Raw genomic sequence first — 17,128 nt, 5'->3', positions numbered from 1 at the left:
CAATTTCAAATGAAAAACATCTAGGAGGTAATTTATGAAAGATTTGACTGAAGGTAAGGAAGGAAAGCTTATATTACTTTTTGCACTTCCAATGCTTATAGGAAATATATTTCAGCAACTTTACAATACTGTAGATAGTATAGTTGTAGGAAGATTTGTAGGAAAAGAAGCATTAGGAGCAGTAGGAACTAGTTTTCCTATTATATTTCTTTTAGTATCTTTAATAATGGGAATAACTATGGGATCTACTATTATAATAGCTCAGTATTATGGTGCTAAGAATATGGATAAGGTTAAAAAGAGTATTGATACAGCATATATTTTTCTTTTTGTAGCCTCTTTAATAATTACTATAGCTGGAGTGATTTTTAGTAGAAATATTCTTATAATGATGAATGTACCTGACGATATTCTTCCAGAAGCGGAAAAGTATTTAAAAATAATTTTTAGTGGAATGATAGGTATGTTTGGATACAATTCTATAAGTGCTATATTGAGAGGGTTAGGAGATTCTAAGACCCCATTATATTTTTTAATAATTTCTTCAATAATAAATATAGTATTAGACTTACTTTTTGTATTAAAATTTAATATGGGAGTTGCAGGAGTTGCATGGGCAACTGTAATAGCACAAGGTATATCTTTTTTAATAGGAATTTACTATTTAAATAAAACCCATGAGGTGCTAAAGTTTAATATTAAAAGTATGAGGTTCAATAAGGAGATATTTAGACAAAGTTTAAAGATAGGACTTCCCACTGGAATACAACAAATGCTATTTTCATTGGGAATAATGGCACTTCAATCTTTAGTAAATGGTTTTGGTTCAGAAACAGTAGCTGCATATACGGCTGCAGGAAGAATTGATACGTTTGCGTCTATGCCCATAATGAATTTTGGAACAGCTATATCTACATTTGTGGGACAAAATCTAGGTGCCGGCAAGGAAGAGAGAGCTATTAATGGGTTCAAGGCTACCGTTAAGATGACAGTAATTGCTTCACTAATTGCCAGTATACTTATATTCATTTTTGGAAAGTGGCTTATAGTGTTATTTAGTAATGATTCTAAGGTTATTGAAATAGGATTTGATTATTTGAAAATAGTTTGTTCATTTTATACTGTAGTGGGAGTTATGTGTATTATAAACGGAGTTTTAAGGGGAGCAGGAGATACAATTCCAACTATGATAATATCTATCTTTACATTGTGGTTTGTAAGAGTACTTTTGGCATACATATTATCCAATAAAATGCAATCACCAAATGGAATTTGGTGGGCAATTCCTATATCTTGGACTGTAGGATTAATATTGACTCTTATATATTATAAAACAGGCAAGTGGAAGAATAAAGTAGTTACGAAGGGAAGGAGTTTTAATGGAAATTAGAGAAATATCAAAAGAATTTGTGAGTTTTATCATAAAACTAAAAAAATTTGCAAGGGTAGAGTTAGATAAAAGTCAAAAAAAGAATTGTGACAATCCTATGATTACTATGCAACAATTTAGAACTATGATAGTTTTAAAAAATGCACAGAAATGTGCTTTAAAAGATTTAAGCGCAAAAACTCATGTATCTACTTCAAGTTTATGTATAATGCTTAATAAGTTGTGTAATGATGAGTTAGCTTATAGAGAAATAGACCCTAATGATAGAAGAAATACTTTTTATAGTTTAACATCAAAAGGAATTGAAGTTTTAAATAATGAATTAGAAAATAAACTTTCAGGCTTGGATAAAATTATTAATAAATTAAATAAGGAAAAAAGGGAAATACTATATAAGTGTATAATAGAAATAGAAGATATAGTAGATGAATTAAGCAATAAGTAATTTTATATTTTAAGGTTTGGAAGGAGAGAATAGTCTGGATATAAAGAAGTTTTATAAGAAGAAGACAAACTATTTAAGTAAAATATACGAAGTTAATCCTAATACAGGTAATTATATTATAGAGATTTCTTTAGATAAATATACAGATATTTTTAACGATTGGGATCATGCATCTTTTAAAAAAAGAGATATAGATCCAGAGTTAGTGTTTTTTTTGGAGAGTTGTTCTGAAGATATCCCTTTAAAGTATGATATAGATATATGTTTTTATCTCCCAAAGGAGATACAAGATAAAAATAGAGAGAGGATAATAGTATCTGGATTAAAAACTTACTATTCTTTTTATTATCATACAGAAAGAAGGGTTTTAAAAGAGTCCTATAAGAAATACTTAGGATACATAATAGTTGCTTTTATATTTTTAGCTCTTTCATATATTATGGCTAATTTTGCTAAAAATGAAATTGTTTATGTCACCTTATCTCAAGGCGTTAATATTGGTGGATGGGTTTTTCTTTGGGAAGCTATATCTTTTGTATTTTTTAAAAGAAGAAAAATAGTTTATGATATAAAGACTTATGAAAGGTTAGCAGGGGCAAGTATATATTTTAAATATGATAATGTAAAACAATAAAACAAAATTGAAAATTTAAAGTGAAGTACAAAATCCTGGGAGTTTTTAATAAAATAAATTGAACAAATTCTATATTTTACATTTTAAATTCATTATTAAAATAGTAATGCAAATTACCAATTGCAGAAATTAGATAATATAGTATTGACATAATAATTAGTATATTATATCATTAACTTAAATTCAAATTTTAATATGCTTATGTAGACAATTGAGCTATAGGGTGAATTTGGACTGTTAATTATATTTATTTAAATGTTATGATGGGAAGAGTAGTAAGTGGAGGTATTTAAAGAGAACTGGATTAGGTGAAAGCCAGCAATATAGAAACTTATGAACATGGCCCCTGAACAGACTGCTTGAATTTTTAGTAGGGCAGTACGGAAGCAGACGTTATACTGCAGGATGATGATAGTCATCTGTTTGAGGTCACTTTTATAAAATTAGTGATAAATTAGAGTGGTACCGCGTATATTTACGCCTCTATGTGGAGATAAAAATTCATATAGAGGCGTTTTTAATTGTGTATTTTTAATATGTATATTTAAAAACCATAATATAATTAAGGGAGGTAGAAAAATGGAAAATAAGAAGACTTTTTATATAACTACGCCAATTTATTATCCATCAGCAAAATTACACATAGGAAACACATATACAACTGTCGCTGCAGATGCAGTGGCTAGATTTAAAAGGCTTACTGGATATGATGTAATGTTTTTGACAGGTTCTGATGAGCATGGACAAAAAATTCAAAGAATAGCAGAAGAAAAAGGAGTTAAACCTAAAGCTTATGTAGATGAAATAGTAGAAACTATAAAGCATCTTTGGAACATAATGAATATAAGCTATGATGAGTATATAAGAACTACTGATGACTATCATATTGAAACAGTTAAGAAAATATTCAATAAGCTTTATGAAAAAGGAGATATATATAAGGATAGTTATGAGGGATGGTATTGTACTCCATGTGAATCTTTTTGGACAGAAACTCAACTTGTAGATGGAAAGTGCCCAGATTGTGGAAGACCAGTAGAAAAGGCTAAGGAAGAAGCATATTTCTTTAAAATGTCTAAATATGCAGATAGACTTATAGAATATATAGAAACACATCCTCACTTTATACAACCAGAGTCAAGAAAAAATGAAATGTTAAATAACTTTTTAAGGCCAGGACTTCAAGACCTTTGTGTATCAAGAACTTCATTTAACTGGGGGATACCTGTGGAATTTGATAAAGGACATGTGGTGTATGTTTGGATAGATGCGCTTTCAAATTATATATCTATTCTTGGATACCAAAATTCTAGGGAAGATTTAATGGAAAAATATTGGCCTGCAGATGTGCATCTTGTTGGAAAGGATATTATAAGGTTCCATACAATTTATTGGCCAATTATGTTAATGGCTTTAGATTTACCACTACCTAAGCAAGTATTTGGACATGGATGGCTTTTGGTTGATGGAGGAAAGATGTCCAAATCAAAAGGAAATGTAGTGGACCCAGAAATCCTTGTAAATGAATTTGGAACAGATGCAGTTAGATATTATCTACTTCATGAAATACCATTTGGATCTGATGGAATATTTACAAATGAAAAATTCATAAATAAGACTAATTCAGATTTAGCTAATGATCTTGGAAATTTAGTTTCAAGAACTGTAGCTATGATTCAGAAGTATTTTAATTCAGTAATGCCTGCACCAACAGCTAAAGAGGATATAGACAATGAAATAATCTCTTTAGCATTAGCTACTCCAAAGAAAGTAGAAGAATCTATTGATAGTTATAAAATACCAGAAGCATTAGATCACATTTGGGATCTTATAAAGAGAGCAAATAAATATATAGATGAAACAATGCCTTGGGTACTTGCTAAAGAAGAGGATAAAAAAGAAAGATTGGGAACAGTACTTTATAATCTTTCAGAAACCATAAGATTTGTATCGGTACTTGTATCCTCTTTCTTACCAGAAACTAGTGAAAAAATAAATGAAAAGTTAAATGTTGAACTTACTTCTTGGGATACACTAGCATCTTTTGATGGAACTAAAGCCGGAACAAAGGTAGACAAGGGACAAAACTTATTCCCAAGAATTGATGTGGAAAAGAAATTAGAAGAGTTAGAAAAAATAAGACAAGAGCAACTTGAAAAGGCAGAGGAAAAGAAAGTTCAACCTATGCAGCCATTAAAGCCAGAAATAACTATAGATGACTTCGATAAGATTGATTTAAGAGTTGTTAAGGTTTTAGAGTGTGAGCCAGTTAAAAAAGCTAACAAACTTTTAAAATTAAAAGTTGATTTAGATGGAGAAGAAAGACAGGTAGTATCTGGCATAGCTAAATACTATAAACCAGAAGATTTAGTAGGAAAATATGTAGTATTAGTTGCTAACTTAAAACCTGTTAAATTAAGAGGAGAACTTTCACAAGGAATGATACTTGCAGCATCTACTGATGACGACAGCAAATTATCTACTGTAAGTATTCCTGGTGAACTACCAACTGGAAGCCAAGTAAGATAGGAATTAGTGGGCTAGTGTGTCACAGGGCTAGTGTGCTAGTTAAGGAGGATTTTCTATGGAAAATCTACATTAATTGATATTTTATTCTTTATGTTTGAGGGAGGCAAGGAGAGAGTTAAGGTTTTAGGGGGCTAGAGTGCTAGAAGTTAGTGAGCTAGTTGGCCAGTGTGTCAGTGTTTTAGTTATTTGGAGAAATTAACTTCGTTTGTAGAATTATTGAAAGACTTAAATAAAATAAAAATGAGAACCGTAAATTTGTGATATACGCAAATTGCGGTTCTTTCTATAATGTTTTTTATTTTTTTCAATGAAATAAATAAAAAATATCATCTTACTAACATACAAATGTTTTGCCGTTGATTAAGTTAATAATTGATTACTACTTTTCTATTGTCGTTTAATCAAATTATAAATAGAATCAACAGCGTATTTAATTTCTTTAAGTGTGTTAAAATGATTAAAGCTGAAACGTACAGTACCTCTTGGAAAAGTGCCAAGAGTTTTGTGTGCAGATGGAGCGCAGTGAAGACCGCATCTAGTCATAATATGAAAATCACTGTTTAAAAGGTGAGAAACTTCTCCATTATCTAAATTAGTAAAGTCTAAAGAGACTACAGCAGTTCTTCCTTCTATATTCTCCTTACCTACTAAGTTTATTCCTTTTATATTTTTAATTTCATTTATAAATTTTTCTGTGAGAGCTAGCTCTTTTTCCCTTATGGAGTTTAAACCTACATTATTTATATATTTAAGTGCTGCATTTAAACCGAAAATTCCAGGTAGGTTCATGGTACCACTTTCGAATTTGTCTGGCATGTAATTTGGTTGAGATTCAGATTCTGACAGGCTTCCAGTGCCGCCTTCTACAAGTGGGTTAGTTAAGGAATTAAGCTTATCATTTATTAAAAAACCACCTATCCCTTGAGGACCCATAAGTCCCTTATGCCCAGTAAAAGCTATGGCATCAGCATTCAGCTTTTTAAAATCTAAATCTAAGAATCCTGCAGTTTGAGCAGAGTCTATAATAAAAAATAAATTATGTTTTTTGCAAAGGCTACCTACTATTTCTAAAGGAAGAATAGTACCGCAAACGTTAGAAGCATGAGTCATTATTACAGCTTTAGTATTAGGTTTGATTAAATTCTCTATTTCATCTAATTTTAAAAATCCATCATTATTGCAGGGAACCCTAGAAAAACTAACACCTAATTTAGAAAGAGAAGTGATAGGTCGCATTACAGCATTGTGTTCCATAGAAGAAACTATTATGTGATCACCAGGTTTAATAAATCCTTTTATTAATACATTTAAACTTTCAGTTACATTTTTAGTAAATATAACGTTTTCTTCTATGGAAAAATTAAATAATTCACATAGAAGCTCTCTTGTTTCAAATAGAGTATTTTCTGCAGCATAAGCAGAGGAATAAGCACCTCTATTTACATTGCATCCTATATTTAATGTGTAGTTATATATGCTGTCGGCTACTTGCTTTGGCTTAGGAAATGAAGTGGCAGCATTATCTAAGTATAAATTATCCATTTAAAACCCTCCTAATAAATATTTTATGGCTATTTATGTGAACTTAAGATATTACAATATGCTGATTATGTAATTATAAAATTTATCAGTTAACACTAAAGAAAAAATAAGTATATATTAAGTGTAACATAAAGCAATGTTTTTAATAATTATACAAATATAATTTTATATTAATTCTAGTACATAATTCTATATGAAATAGTAATAGATATCTTTATTACTATAGATATAAACTATTTAACTTATGTTTGTATAATTGTTACAATCAAGATGGCAATAATTATGTGATTAATATGATATTTTAAAAAATTGAAGGAGGGATAACATGTCAGGTAAAAAAGGCATAATATTTGCTGGAGCAGTAGTGGGAATACTTTCAGCAATATTAGTAAAGTTCGGAAATCCTGGTAACATGGGAGTGTGTATAGCTTGTTTCATAAGAGACATAGCAGGGGCTGTAGGACTACACAGAGCGCCAGTAGTACAGTATATAAGGCCAGAAGTTATAGGTATCGTACTAGGAGCTTTTTTAATGGCTATTGGAAGCAAGGAATTCAGCGCTAGAGGTGGATCTTCTCCATTTATAAGATTTATCTTAGGATTTGTAGTAATGGTAGGAGCTTTAATGTTCTTAGGCTGTCCGTTAAGAATGGTATTAAGACTTGCTGGAGGAGATTTAAATGCTTTATTGGGAATAGCAGGATTTGCAGTTGGTATAGCAGTTGGTATATTCTTCTTAAATAAAGGATTTACTTTAAAAAGAAATTATAAATTATCAAATTTTGAGGGATACTTATTTCCAGTGGTAAATGTTATATTAATAGCTTTACTATTTGCAGCACCAGCTTTTATATTTTTTAGTAAAGAAGGTCCAGGTTCAAAGCATGCACCAATATGGTTAGCTTTAGGAGCTGGATTAATAGTAGGAATTGTAGCTCAGAAAACAAGACTTTGTATGGTTGGCGGTATAAGAGATTTAATAATGTTTAAGGATAGCTATTTATTAACAGGATTCTTATCTATATTTGTATTTACTTTAATAGGAAACTTAATGTTTGGACAAGTTAAAATTGGATTTTTAAAACAGCCAATAGCACATAATGATGCTTTATGGAATTTTTTAGGAATGGTATTAGCCGGATGGGGCTCAGTACTTTTAGGAGGATGTCCTTTAAGACAATTAATTTTATCTGCTGAAGGAAATATAGATTCTGTAATGGCAGTATTGGGAATGTTAGTAGGAGCAGCTTTCTGCCATAACTTCTCATTAGCTTCCAGTGGAAAGGGTCCTACTCCAAATGGTAAAGTTGCAGTAATTATAGGATTTATAGTAGTTCTTACAGTGTCTTATTTCAATATGGAAAAATCCATGAATTTTAAGGCAAAAGGAGATGTGAGTGTAAATGCAGATTGATGCTAGAGGAATGTCATGTCCACAACCAGTTTTAATGGCTAAAAAAGGAATAGAACAAAGTCCTAAAGGAATAGAAATAATTGTGGATAATAATACAGCCAAGGGAAATGTTCAAAGATTCTTAAAAAATGCTGGATATAACGTTGACGTAAAAGAAAAAGAAGAGGATTTTGTAATTACAGCGAGGAAATAATTTATGGAATATATTGCGGTATTTTTTACTCATTCAGGAGCAGTAAAATACAATAGATTTTTAGTTAAAAATGAAATACCAAGTGAGATGATGCCTGTGCCAAGGAAATTAAGTTCTAATTGTGGGATAGGTGTAAAATTCAGTTATGAAGGGGATATAAGTTCTATAATAAGTGAAGAAATTGAAAAGATATTTTTAATGAAAGATAACACTCATAAAGAAATATATTCCTGTGAATAACTTCAATATAAGGCACATTCAAATAAATAACAAGTCAGTATGCTAGTCTATTTTGCGTCATACTGCGTCAGCAGAACCCAACGATAGTTCTACTAGCGGTGGAACCTGTTTCCTTGTCTGACACAAAATATACCAGCATCTTTGACTTGTTATTTATTTTCATGTACCTAATATTTAATTGAAATAAAAAATTAAATTTTGCTTTTCACTTTATAAAAATAAATATTAGATTAAGGATAAGTTAAATATAAACTTATCCTTAATTTATTTTATCTTAATTTATCCATAATACTGTATAAAAAAACTAGAAAGTTTTCTTTATGTTTAATTTGTAGTATTATCTGCAATTGATAATTTTTGTTACTACTTGAATATAAAATTTTAAATTTTTATTATATAGTTGTTTAGGGATTAAAGTATTATTAATTAGGCATTTACTAAAATCATTAAATGTACTAAAATTATTTGTTGTAGTGAAAACTTAAAAACATATATAATAAAAAACATGAGAAATATACAGAAGTAAAGGGGAGAAATTAAAATTATGAAAGTTTTAATAACGACGTTAACAGGAGCTATAATAGGATATATTACTAATTGGTTAGCAATAAAAATGCTTTTTAGGCCTTATGAAGAAAAGAAATTTTTAGGATTTAAAGTACCTTTTACTCCCGGATTAATACCTAAGGAAAAAAGCAGAATAGCTAAAAGTGTAGGGGAAGCTATAGGAAATCACTTGCTTACAAAGGAAACTATGGTTAAATCCCTATGTAGTGAAAAGATAAATAAGAAATTAGAAGCATGGGTTTTCAATAAAGTTGAAAGTTTAAAAGACTCAGAAAATACATTAGGTGAATTGGTTGAAGAATTTTCAGATGGAAAATCAGATGAAATATGCAGTTATCTAAGTGTAAATTTAAACCAATACATATTAAATAGTATAAGAAATGAAAAATCAAAAAATGCTATGGTTAAATATATAGAAGAGTACATAGAGGAAAATTTAAATAAGAGTACAGAAGTTTTAACTGAAAGTGGTATTTATAATAAAATAAATGAAAAATTACTATCTGCAGCTTTACAATACAAAAACAGTGGGAAAATGGAAGAAAAATTAAATAATATACTGATGAAAGAATTAAAAAAATTAGAAGAGAGTTCTAAAAAGATAAAAGATGTTATTCCCCAGAGTGCAGTAAACAATTTAAAAGTATACATGTATAATAAAAAAGATAATATTTGTGCTTCAATAGAAGAAATGTTAAATAGTGAAAAAGCTCAAGCAAAAATAAAGGATATAATTGAAGAGGCTATAAGTAAAAATTTAAATCCTATGATAGCTATGTTTTTAAATAAGGAATCGCTACATGAAAAGGCTATGAATATTTTAAATGATTTTATAGCTAAGGAAGAAAATAAACAAGAAATTATAGTGTTATTAGGGGAAGTAGTAGATAAAATTTTAGAAAAGGATTTAAATGATGTACTTGTAAATTCTTCTGAAGAAGGAAAAGAGGAAACTGCAAGAGTTATAGGAAATCTAATTAGTGATAAATTTACAAAAGAAGAAAATATAAAGTCTTTAGAGAATATATTTAAAGATAAAATTAAAAATAACAATAATTTAAGAGATATAATTATTAAATTAAATAAAGAATATAGTGAAGATTTAAACAGATTTATCCACAAAAAAATAGATGAAATTCTATCTGGAGAAGTTTTTTGTGGAAAACTTCTGAATATTATTGAAAATTTTATAAAGTCTATTTTTCATAAGCCGCTTAAAAATATATTTAAGAGACATGAAGATACTATTACACAATATTCCTATGGTATGACAAAAAATCTTTATAATAGATTTATTGAAAATGAGGCAGAGTCAGTAATAGAAGCGTTAGATATAGCTGGCATTACTGAGGAAAGGATAAATTCCTTTGATGTGGTTTTTGCAGAAAAAATAATTTTAGAAATAGCTAGCAAGGAACTTAGTGCCATTACTTGGCTAGGAGGAGTTTTAGGAGGAATTATGGGATTAGTTTCATCCCTAATTGCATCACTGTAAGCCATAAATTGCTACGCAATTTATGGCCAGTGTGCTAGAGGGCTAGTAAAGGATAATTTTTCTTCATTGCATTACGAAAAATTTTACAATTTAAAAAAGATAACATAATTTCACAACGTGAAATTATGTTATCTTTTTTGGCTTAACTTAAATCTTTTATTGGCGATAGCCAGCGAAAATACTAAAACTAAAATTTATACAACCCTATGCCTCACGGTAAAATGAATTAAATTTTAGCTATTATCTTATTTTCATAAGTATCATATAACTTTTCGAAAGGTTACGCCTAAAAAATAATATGAGCGCTCTCTTTTTTATAAATCAAAGATTTTCCATAGCATAGCGGAGGAAAATCCTCCTTTAGTAGGCTTCTCCTCCCAAATCACATACATATTAAACTAAAAATCTGATTTTAATGTAGTAATAAATGTGGAATTTAGGACTATTGAACTAGCCCTAGAACTTCTTATGTCTCACAGTTAAAGACCCGTTAAGAAGCTTTCATGTTTGAACGAGGAACGAGTGAGTTTGAAAGCTTTAGGGGCTTTAACTGTGGGACATTTAGAAGTTCTTGGCGTATTGTGAACAGTCCCAAATTATACATTTATTACGGAATTAAAATCAGATTTTTCTTCAATGTATTGCTTCACAATTTTCTTAAAACTTGACATAAAAATATTTATTTATTATAATTTTAAAAAAATGAAGGCAATGAAGAGAGAAGTAGTTATTTTGTAAACTTACAGAGAGTTTCAGGTGCTGAGATGGAACAGTGGAAAATTTAACGAAACAAGTCTCGGAGCTGCATACGGATCTTATTTTTAAAATAAGTGATGCTATGACGTTTGTTCACGTTACAGAACTAGAGTATATTTTGTACTTGATAAGGTTAGTATGGCGACATATTAATGAAATAGGGTGGCAACGCGGTATAATTCGCCCCTACAAATTTATTGTAGGAGGTGTTTTTTTTACGGTTTTTTACTGAAAAAACAGCAATTATATTTTAAGGAGTGTTTGTTATGGAAAAAAGAGAAATAAAAAGACCTATATTTCCTAAAAAAGCTGTAGTAACTGCTGGTATGCCCTATGGTAATAAAGAATTACATTTTGGCCATGTAGGAGGTGTCTTTGTACACGCAGACGTTTTCGCAAGGTTTTTACGAGATAGAATTGGTGAAGAAAATGTTATATTTGTATCAGGAACAGATTGCTATGGCTCACCAATTTCAGCAAGCTATAGAAAAGTTGTAGATGAAAATAATTATAAGGATACCATAGAAGATTATGTTCGTGAAAATCATAATAAACAAAAAGAAGTACTAGATAAATATGAAATGAGCTTAAATCTATATGGGGCTTCTGCACTTGATAGAGCTGGAGAAATACACAAGGAAATATCTGAAGAAGTATTCAACAAGCTATATGAAGGTGGGTATTTAGTTAAGCTATCTTCCCCTCAATTTTATGATCCTGATTTTAAAGTATTCTTAAACGGACGACAAGTAGTTGGCAAATGCCCTATAGAAGGATGTACTTCAGATAATGGCTATGCTGATGAGTGTTCCTTAGGACATCAATATATGCCAAGTGAACTCATAGAACCAAAGAGTATTTTATCAGGTAAAACACCAGAATTAAGGGATGTGACCAACTGGTATTTTAAATTAGATGAGTATAATGACATTTTAAGTGATAGAGTAGATTATTTAAGAACACATTCTAATTGGCGTAAGTATTTACTAAATACTGTTGAAGAATTTTTAAAGAAGCCAATTATTTATGTTAAACGTAAGCAGTTAGAAGGTATTTCAGATTTAGAAGAGAAATTACCCAAGCACACAATAATTGATGAGCCAAAGAAACCCTCTATTACTTTTGTATTTGATAATCTTAATGATAGAGATTTGGCAAGAAAAGTATTTGATAAAATGGGAATTCGTTTTAGAACAGGTAAAACACTAGTGCCTTTTAGGGTATCAGGAAATGTTGAATGGGGTATTGAGGTGCCTGAAAAAGATAATCTTAAGGATTTAACTTTTTGGGTTTGGCCAGAGTCCCTTTGGGCACCTATTTCTTTTACTAAAACTTATCTTGAAGCTATAGGCAGAGATTCTGAGGAATGGAAAACCTGGTGGCATTCTGAGGAGGCAAAGGTGTATCAATTTATAGGTGAGGATAATATTTATTTTTACGCAATTGCAGAGATGGCAATGTTTATGGCATTGTTAGGTGTTAATAGTAAAGATAAAGTAGATTGGCATCATATTTATCTTCCTCATTTAATTGCAAATAATCATCTATTATTTATGAATAAAAAGGCAAGCAGTAGTAGTGCCATTAAGCCACCTATGGCAAGAGATTTGTTGGAGCACTATACAGCAGAACAGTTACGTATGCATTTTTTAAGCCTTGGACTATCAAAGAAAAGTGTTAGTTTTGCACCGCAAGCATTTATGGCAGAAGAAGATAAAGAAGGTCCAGATACAGTTTTAAAAGATGGTAATTTATTGACTAATGTATTTAATAGACTTGTTCGTTCTTGTTTTTACACTGCACAAAAACATTATGATAGCACCATACCAGTAGGAGAAGTTAGTAGCAAAATTATAGAAGAGTCTAATGAAACTATTATTACCTATGAAAGACACATGTACAATCACGAATTCCATAGTGTAATTTATGTTTTAGACAGCTATATTCGAAATATGAATAAGTATTGGGCAAATAACATGAAAATTGCAGATGGTAATGGAGATGATAATCTACGTAAGCAAATATTAATAGATGCATTCCATGCTGTAAGAACTGCTATTACCTTACTTCATCCAATTGTACCAAGTAGCTGTGAATTGGTAAGAGAATATCTAAAGGTAAATGAAAAGCTTTGGAATTGGGATTATATATTTGCTCCAATATACACATTTATAGAAGATGCCTTGAACCATAAACTAAAATATTTGGAACCTCGTATGGACTTCTTCAAAAAGCATGAAAGTCAAATTTCAGTATAGCTAAGAAATTTAATATATTTTTCCGTAAGGCATTAGCTTGTATAAATCTTAGCTTTAATATTTAGGCTGGCTGTCACCAATAAAAGATTTTCTGTAGCATAGCGGAGGAAAATTCTCCTTTAGTAGGCTGTCTCCCTTATAAGTAATGTACGTATGAAACGAAAAATCTGTCTTTAAGGTAACAATAAATATATTTATTGTTACCTTAAAGACAGATTTTTCTTATGACACTTACATCACAATATTCTTATTTTGCAATGACTATAAAGTGGTGTATAATTGTATTAATATTTAATAGGTGAGGGTGATAAAGTATGGAAAAGTCAAAGGTTTACTTTATGGATTTGAGGACAAAGTCAGGTAGAAATTTAATAGACAAATTTAATAGCTTATTAATACAGGCTGGTATAAAAGACATAGATTTTAGGGATAAATTTACAGCTATAAAAATACATTTTGGTGAACCAGGAAATCTAGCGTATATAAGACCTAATTATGCTGCTGAGGTAGTTAAATTAATAAAAGAGCTAGGTGGAAAGCCGTTTTTGACAGATTCAAATACACTTTATACTGGTAAAAGGGCAAATGCATTAGATCATTTAGAAACTGCTTATATACATGGATTTAATCCTTTAACTGTAGGATGTCATATTATAATAGCAGATGGAATAAAGGGAAGTAGTTATAGAGAAATAGAAATAAATGGTAAACATTGTAAAACTGCCAAAATCGGAACAGCTATAGCAGATTCAGATATAGTTATTTCTATGAACCACTTTAAAGGACATGATATGACGGGATTTGGTGGAGCACTTAAGAATCTTGGAATGGGTTCTGGCTCAAGAGGTGGCAAAATGGAAATGCATTCAGCTTCTAAACCATGGATTAAGAAAGATGAATGTGTAGCTTGTAGGTCATGTATAAAACACTGCCCAGTTCAGGCAATAACTCTTGATAAGAATAAAAGTGCAGATATAAATTATGATAAATGTATAGGCTGTGGTCAATGTGTTGCAGTATGTAAATTTAATGCGGCATTAGTAAAATGGGATGAGGCTGCGGATATTGCTAATGAAAAGATAGCGGAATATGCATTTGCTGTAGTTAAAGACAAACCTAACTTACATATAAATTTTATAATGAATGTGTCACCTAATTGTGATTGTTGGTCCCATAATGATGTACCAATAGTACCGGATATAGGTATTGCAGCATCCTTTGATCCTGTAGCGTTAGATATGGCTTCTGTGGATATGGTAAATAATTCTCCAGTTGCAAAGGGTAGTGAATTAGAGGAAAAGCATATACATGAAGGTGAAGATAAATTTAATGGATTATATGTAAATACTGATTGGAAATGTAGTGTAGAACATGGTGAAGATATTGGGTTAGGAAATAGAAATTATGAGTTAATAGTAATTAATTAAAATTAAAATTAATATAATTAAAGTGTAAAACTATAAAAATTCATAACCATAGATGATAAAATCATGACATGGTTTTGTGAATGTATAAAAGGAAATTTTATCATCTATAGTTAATAGATATAGTTAATAGAATAAATATTAGATGAACTGAGGAGGAAAGTAATGATTTTTGATTCACATGCTCATTACGATGACGAATCTTTTAATGAAGACAGAGAAGAAGTGATTAGTGAGCTTGAAAAAAATAATATTATTGGTGTTTTAAATTGTGGAGCATCTATAGAAGGGGCGAGAGATTCAGTTAAATTAGCTGATAAATATGATTTTTTTTATGCTGCGGTAGGAATTCATCCCGAATATGCTGATAAATTAGATAATAATGTTTTAGATGAATTAAGCGAACTAGCTAAAAATCCTAAAGTAAAAGCTATAGGCGAAATAGGATTGGATTATTATTATGAAGAAAATCCTGAAAGACAAGTTCAAAAAGATGCCTTTGTAAAGCAGATGGAATTAGCTAAACAATTGAATTTCCCTGTAGTTATACATGACAGAGATGCACATGGGGATACTCTAGAAATAATTAAAAAGTTTCCAGAAGTGAAGGGTGTTGTACACTGTTTTTCAGGAAGTCCGGAGTTTGCAGTAGAATGTTTAAAGTTAGGATACTATATAGGATGTACTGGAGTGGTGACTTTTAAAAATTCTAAAAAAATCATAGAGGTATTAAAATCCGTTCCTATGGATAGAATATTAGTTGAGACTGATTGCCCATATATGGCACCAGTTCCTTATAGAGGAAGAAGAAATAGATCTGATTATATTGAATTTATAATAAAAAAAATATCAGAGATTAAGAATATATCCACAGAAGATATAGAGAAAATTACAATACAAAATACAAAAAGCTTGTTTAAAATATAAATTTAGTGTAGAATGTATTTAATATTATATGTGGAATAAAAAGGTAACTATTTTGGTGCTTATAGCTATTATTATTTTAATAATTTTATATATATTTTATGCATGGGATGCATTGGTTAATATGACAAGAGGCATGGAAATTTGACAAAATATGCGAAAGTCTATATAATAAATTTTGTCTATGCCAAAGGGAGGTAGTTTACTATGAAACAGAAAGCAAGGGACCTGTCTAATAAATGCTTTGCTAAGGGTCCAGTAGCTGTGCTAGTAGTAATCCTGTTAATTATAGGAGTAACTTTAGGGATTGCTACCATAAAAAAGACAGTTTCAGTAGTAATTGACGGAAAAGAGCAAAAAGTAGTTACCTATAGAAGTGACTTAAAGAAAATTCTAGCAGACAATAATATACGGATAGAGAATAAGGACAAAATTAGTGTGAATTTGGACAGTGAAGTAAAAGACGGAGATAAAATAAATATAAAGAAGGCAGTAAAGGTCAAAGTTGATGTAGATGGGAAAATTTTATCCATAGTAACAGCTGAAGATACTGTTGAAGATATGCTAGATCAAGAAGGCATTAAAGTGGAGAAAGAAGATAGAGTACAGCCATCTATAGATAACAAAATTACTAATGGAATGGATATTTCTATCACAAGAGTTACTTCTAAAGTTGTTAAAGAAAATAAAGCATTGGATTTTACTACAGTGGTGAAAAAGGATAGTAACCTAGAAGAAGGAAAGAAGAAAGTTATTCAGGCAGGACAAAAAGGTGAAAAAGTTATAGCCACAAGAGTAGTATATGAAAATGGAAAGGAAGTTTCTCGAAGGGTAGTAAGTGAAAGTGTAACTAAAAAACCAGTTAATAAATTGGTTGCAGTAGGAACTATGGGAGTTATAAGACCATCACGTGGAAGTGGAAATGGAAGTTCAAAATTGAATTTTAGGAAGGTCATTAGAATGAAGTCTACTGCATACACTGCTAACGAAGCCTGTACAGGAAAAGGGTCAGGAGACCCATACCACGGAATAACAGCTACTGGAACAAGAGCAAGGAGAAATCCTAGTGGTTATAGTACTATAGCCGTAGATCCAAGAGTTATACCTTTAGGAACAAAGGTTTATGTAGAAGGCTATGGTCTTGCCATAGCTGAGGATGTAGGTGGTGCTATAAAGGGAAATATAATAGATGTATTTTTTACTACAAATTCCCAAGCAAATAACTGGGGTGTAAAACAGGTCAACGTATACATTCTAAAATAGTTAAAAGGAGCTATATAGCTCCTTTTTTTCATTGACATATGTAATAAAAAGAAA

At 30.3% G+C, this 17,128-nt stretch carries 13 protein-coding genes and 2 other annotated features; of the genes, 12 read left to right on the top strand and 1 reads right to left on the bottom strand.

Annotation, left to right across the window (positions count from 1 at the left end):
• The first annotated feature begins 34 nt into the window (after positions 1–34).
• The 4 genes from C1715_RS17610 to metG all read left to right on the top strand — a co-directional run bounded on the left by C1715_RS17610 (position 35) and on the right by metG (position 4,998).
• Positions 35–1,390, top strand: a complete 1,356-nt coding sequence (locus C1715_RS17610; protein ID WP_102401650.1) for an MATE family efflux transporter — start codon at positions 35–37, stop codon at positions 1,388–1,390.
• Positions 1,380–1,835 (top strand): MarR family winged helix-turn-helix transcriptional regulator, encoded by a 456-nt coding sequence (locus C1715_RS17605; RefSeq protein WP_102401649.1) that lies wholly within the window; start codon positions 1,380–1,382, stop codon positions 1,833–1,835. Before C1715_RS17610 ends, C1715_RS17605 begins: the two co-directional genes overlap by 11 nt.
• 16 nt (positions 1,836–1,851) lie before the next feature.
• Entirely contained in the window at positions 1,852–2,469 is a 618-nt protein-coding gene (locus C1715_RS17600) for a hypothetical protein (protein ID WP_102401648.1), read from the top strand.
• A 251-nt stretch (positions 2,470–2,720) separates the two neighbouring features.
• Positions 2,721–2,957: a binding site (T-box leader), on the top strand.
• A 91-nt stretch (positions 2,958–3,048) separates the two neighbouring features.
• Positions 3,049–4,998: a methionine--tRNA ligase gene (gene metG / locus C1715_RS17595; RefSeq protein ID WP_102401647.1), complete on the top strand. Its 1,950-nt coding sequence runs from the start codon at positions 3,049–3,051 to the stop codon at positions 4,996–4,998.
• A gap of 387 nt (positions 4,999–5,385) precedes the next feature.
• Here the strand turns inward: metG and C1715_RS17590 are convergent, their stop codons facing one another.
• Entirely contained in the window at positions 5,386–6,540 is a 1,155-nt protein-coding gene (locus C1715_RS17590; RefSeq protein WP_102401646.1) for an aminotransferase class V-fold PLP-dependent enzyme, read from the bottom strand.
• A 325-nt stretch (positions 6,541–6,865) separates the two neighbouring features.
• On the opposite strand from C1715_RS17590, the gene yedE reads away from it, so the two are divergent.
• The 8 genes from yedE (at position 6,866) to C1715_RS17545 (ending at position 17,074) form a co-directional block, all read left to right on the top strand.
• Positions 6,866–7,954 (top strand): YedE family putative selenium transporter, encoded by a 1,089-nt coding sequence (gene yedE, locus C1715_RS17585; RefSeq protein WP_102401645.1) that lies wholly within the window; start codon positions 6,866–6,868, stop codon positions 7,952–7,954.
• A complete protein-coding gene (locus C1715_RS17580; protein WP_102401644.1) occupies positions 7,944–8,147 on the top strand; it encodes a sulfurtransferase TusA family protein in 204 nt (67 codons plus the stop codon). The genes yedE and C1715_RS17580 overlap by 11 nt, the downstream gene beginning before the upstream one ends.
• A 3-nt stretch (positions 8,148–8,150) precedes the next feature.
• Positions 8,151–8,387 (top strand): putative Se/S carrier protein, encoded by a 237-nt coding sequence (locus tag C1715_RS17575; RefSeq protein ID WP_102401643.1) that lies wholly within the window; start codon positions 8,151–8,153, stop codon positions 8,385–8,387.
• A gap of 544 nt (positions 8,388–8,931) precedes the next feature.
• A complete protein-coding gene (locus C1715_RS17570) occupies positions 8,932–10,449 on the top strand; it encodes a DUF445 family protein (protein ID WP_102401642.1) in 1,518 nt (505 codons plus the stop codon).
• Positions 10,450–11,151: 702 nt separating this feature from the next.
• Positions 11,152–11,396, top strand: a binding site (T-box leader).
• A gap of 75 nt (positions 11,397–11,471) precedes the next feature.
• Complete coding sequence (locus tag C1715_RS17560) at positions 11,472–13,463, top strand: methionine--tRNA ligase (protein ID WP_102401640.1); 1,992 nt, start codon at positions 11,472–11,474, stop codon at positions 13,461–13,463.
• A 314-nt stretch (positions 13,464–13,777) separates the two neighbouring features.
• A complete protein-coding gene (locus C1715_RS17555) occupies positions 13,778–14,890 on the top strand; it encodes a DUF362 domain-containing protein (RefSeq protein WP_102401639.1) in 1,113 nt (370 codons plus the stop codon).
• A gap of 162 nt (positions 14,891–15,052) precedes the next feature.
• Positions 15,053–15,814 (top strand): TatD family hydrolase, encoded by a 762-nt coding sequence (locus C1715_RS17550; protein ID WP_102401638.1) that lies wholly within the window; start codon positions 15,053–15,055, stop codon positions 15,812–15,814.
• Positions 15,815–16,018: 204 nt separating this feature from the next.
• The gene (locus C1715_RS17545) at positions 16,019–17,074 is read left to right on the top strand and encodes a 3D domain-containing protein (protein ID WP_102401637.1); all 1,056 of its coding nucleotides are present in this window, start codon (positions 16,019–16,021) and stop codon (positions 17,072–17,074) included.
• Positions 17,075–17,128: the final 54 nt, after the last annotated feature.

This window comes from Haloimpatiens massiliensis (assembly GCF_900184255.1).
In the GTDB taxonomy this organism is placed as follows: Bacteria; Bacillota; Clostridia; order Clostridiales; family Clostridiaceae; genus Haloimpatiens; species Haloimpatiens massiliensis.
The sequence above is the reverse complement of the archived record's forward strand: the minus strand, read 5'-3'. Positions and strand labels throughout refer to the sequence as shown.

What these genes read in the sequence shown, in the direction of transcription:
- C1715_RS17605 (WP_102401649.1), top strand. Translation starts at nt 1,380, where the DNA reads ATGGAAATTAGAGAAATATCAAAAGAATTTGTGAGTTTTATCATAAAA.
- metG (WP_102401647.1), top strand. Translation starts at nt 3,049, where the DNA reads ATGGAAAATAAGAAGACTTTTTATATAACTACGCCAATTTATTATCCA.
- C1715_RS17570 (WP_102401642.1), top strand. Translation starts at nt 8,932, where the DNA reads ATGAAAGTTTTAATAACGACGTTAACAGGAGCTATAATAGGATATATT.
- C1715_RS17555 (WP_102401639.1), top strand. Translation starts at nt 13,778, where the DNA reads ATGGAAAAGTCAAAGGTTTACTTTATGGATTTGAGGACAAAGTCAGGT.
- C1715_RS17610 (WP_102401650.1), top strand. Translation starts at nt 35, where the DNA reads ATGAAAGATTTGACTGAAGGTAAGGAAGGAAAGCTTATATTACTTTTT.
- C1715_RS17575 (WP_102401643.1), top strand. Translation starts at nt 8,151, where the DNA reads ATGGAATATATTGCGGTATTTTTTACTCATTCAGGAGCAGTAAAATAC.
- C1715_RS17580 (WP_102401644.1), top strand. Translation starts at nt 7,944, where the DNA reads ATGCAGATTGATGCTAGAGGAATGTCATGTCCACAACCAGTTTTAATG.
- C1715_RS17590 (WP_102401646.1), bottom strand. Translation starts at nt 6,540, where the DNA reads ATGGATAATTTATACTTAGATAATGCTGCCACTTCATTTCCTAAGCCA.
- C1715_RS17550 (WP_102401638.1), top strand. Translation starts at nt 15,053, where the DNA reads ATGATTTTTGATTCACATGCTCATTACGATGACGAATCTTTTAATGAA.
- C1715_RS17545 (WP_102401637.1), top strand. Translation starts at nt 16,019, where the DNA reads ATGAAACAGAAAGCAAGGGACCTGTCTAATAAATGCTTTGCTAAGGGT.
- C1715_RS17560 (WP_102401640.1), top strand. Translation starts at nt 11,472, where the DNA reads ATGGAAAAAAGAGAAATAAAAAGACCTATATTTCCTAAAAAAGCTGTA.
- yedE (WP_102401645.1), top strand. Translation starts at nt 6,866, where the DNA reads ATGTCAGGTAAAAAAGGCATAATATTTGCTGGAGCAGTAGTGGGAATA.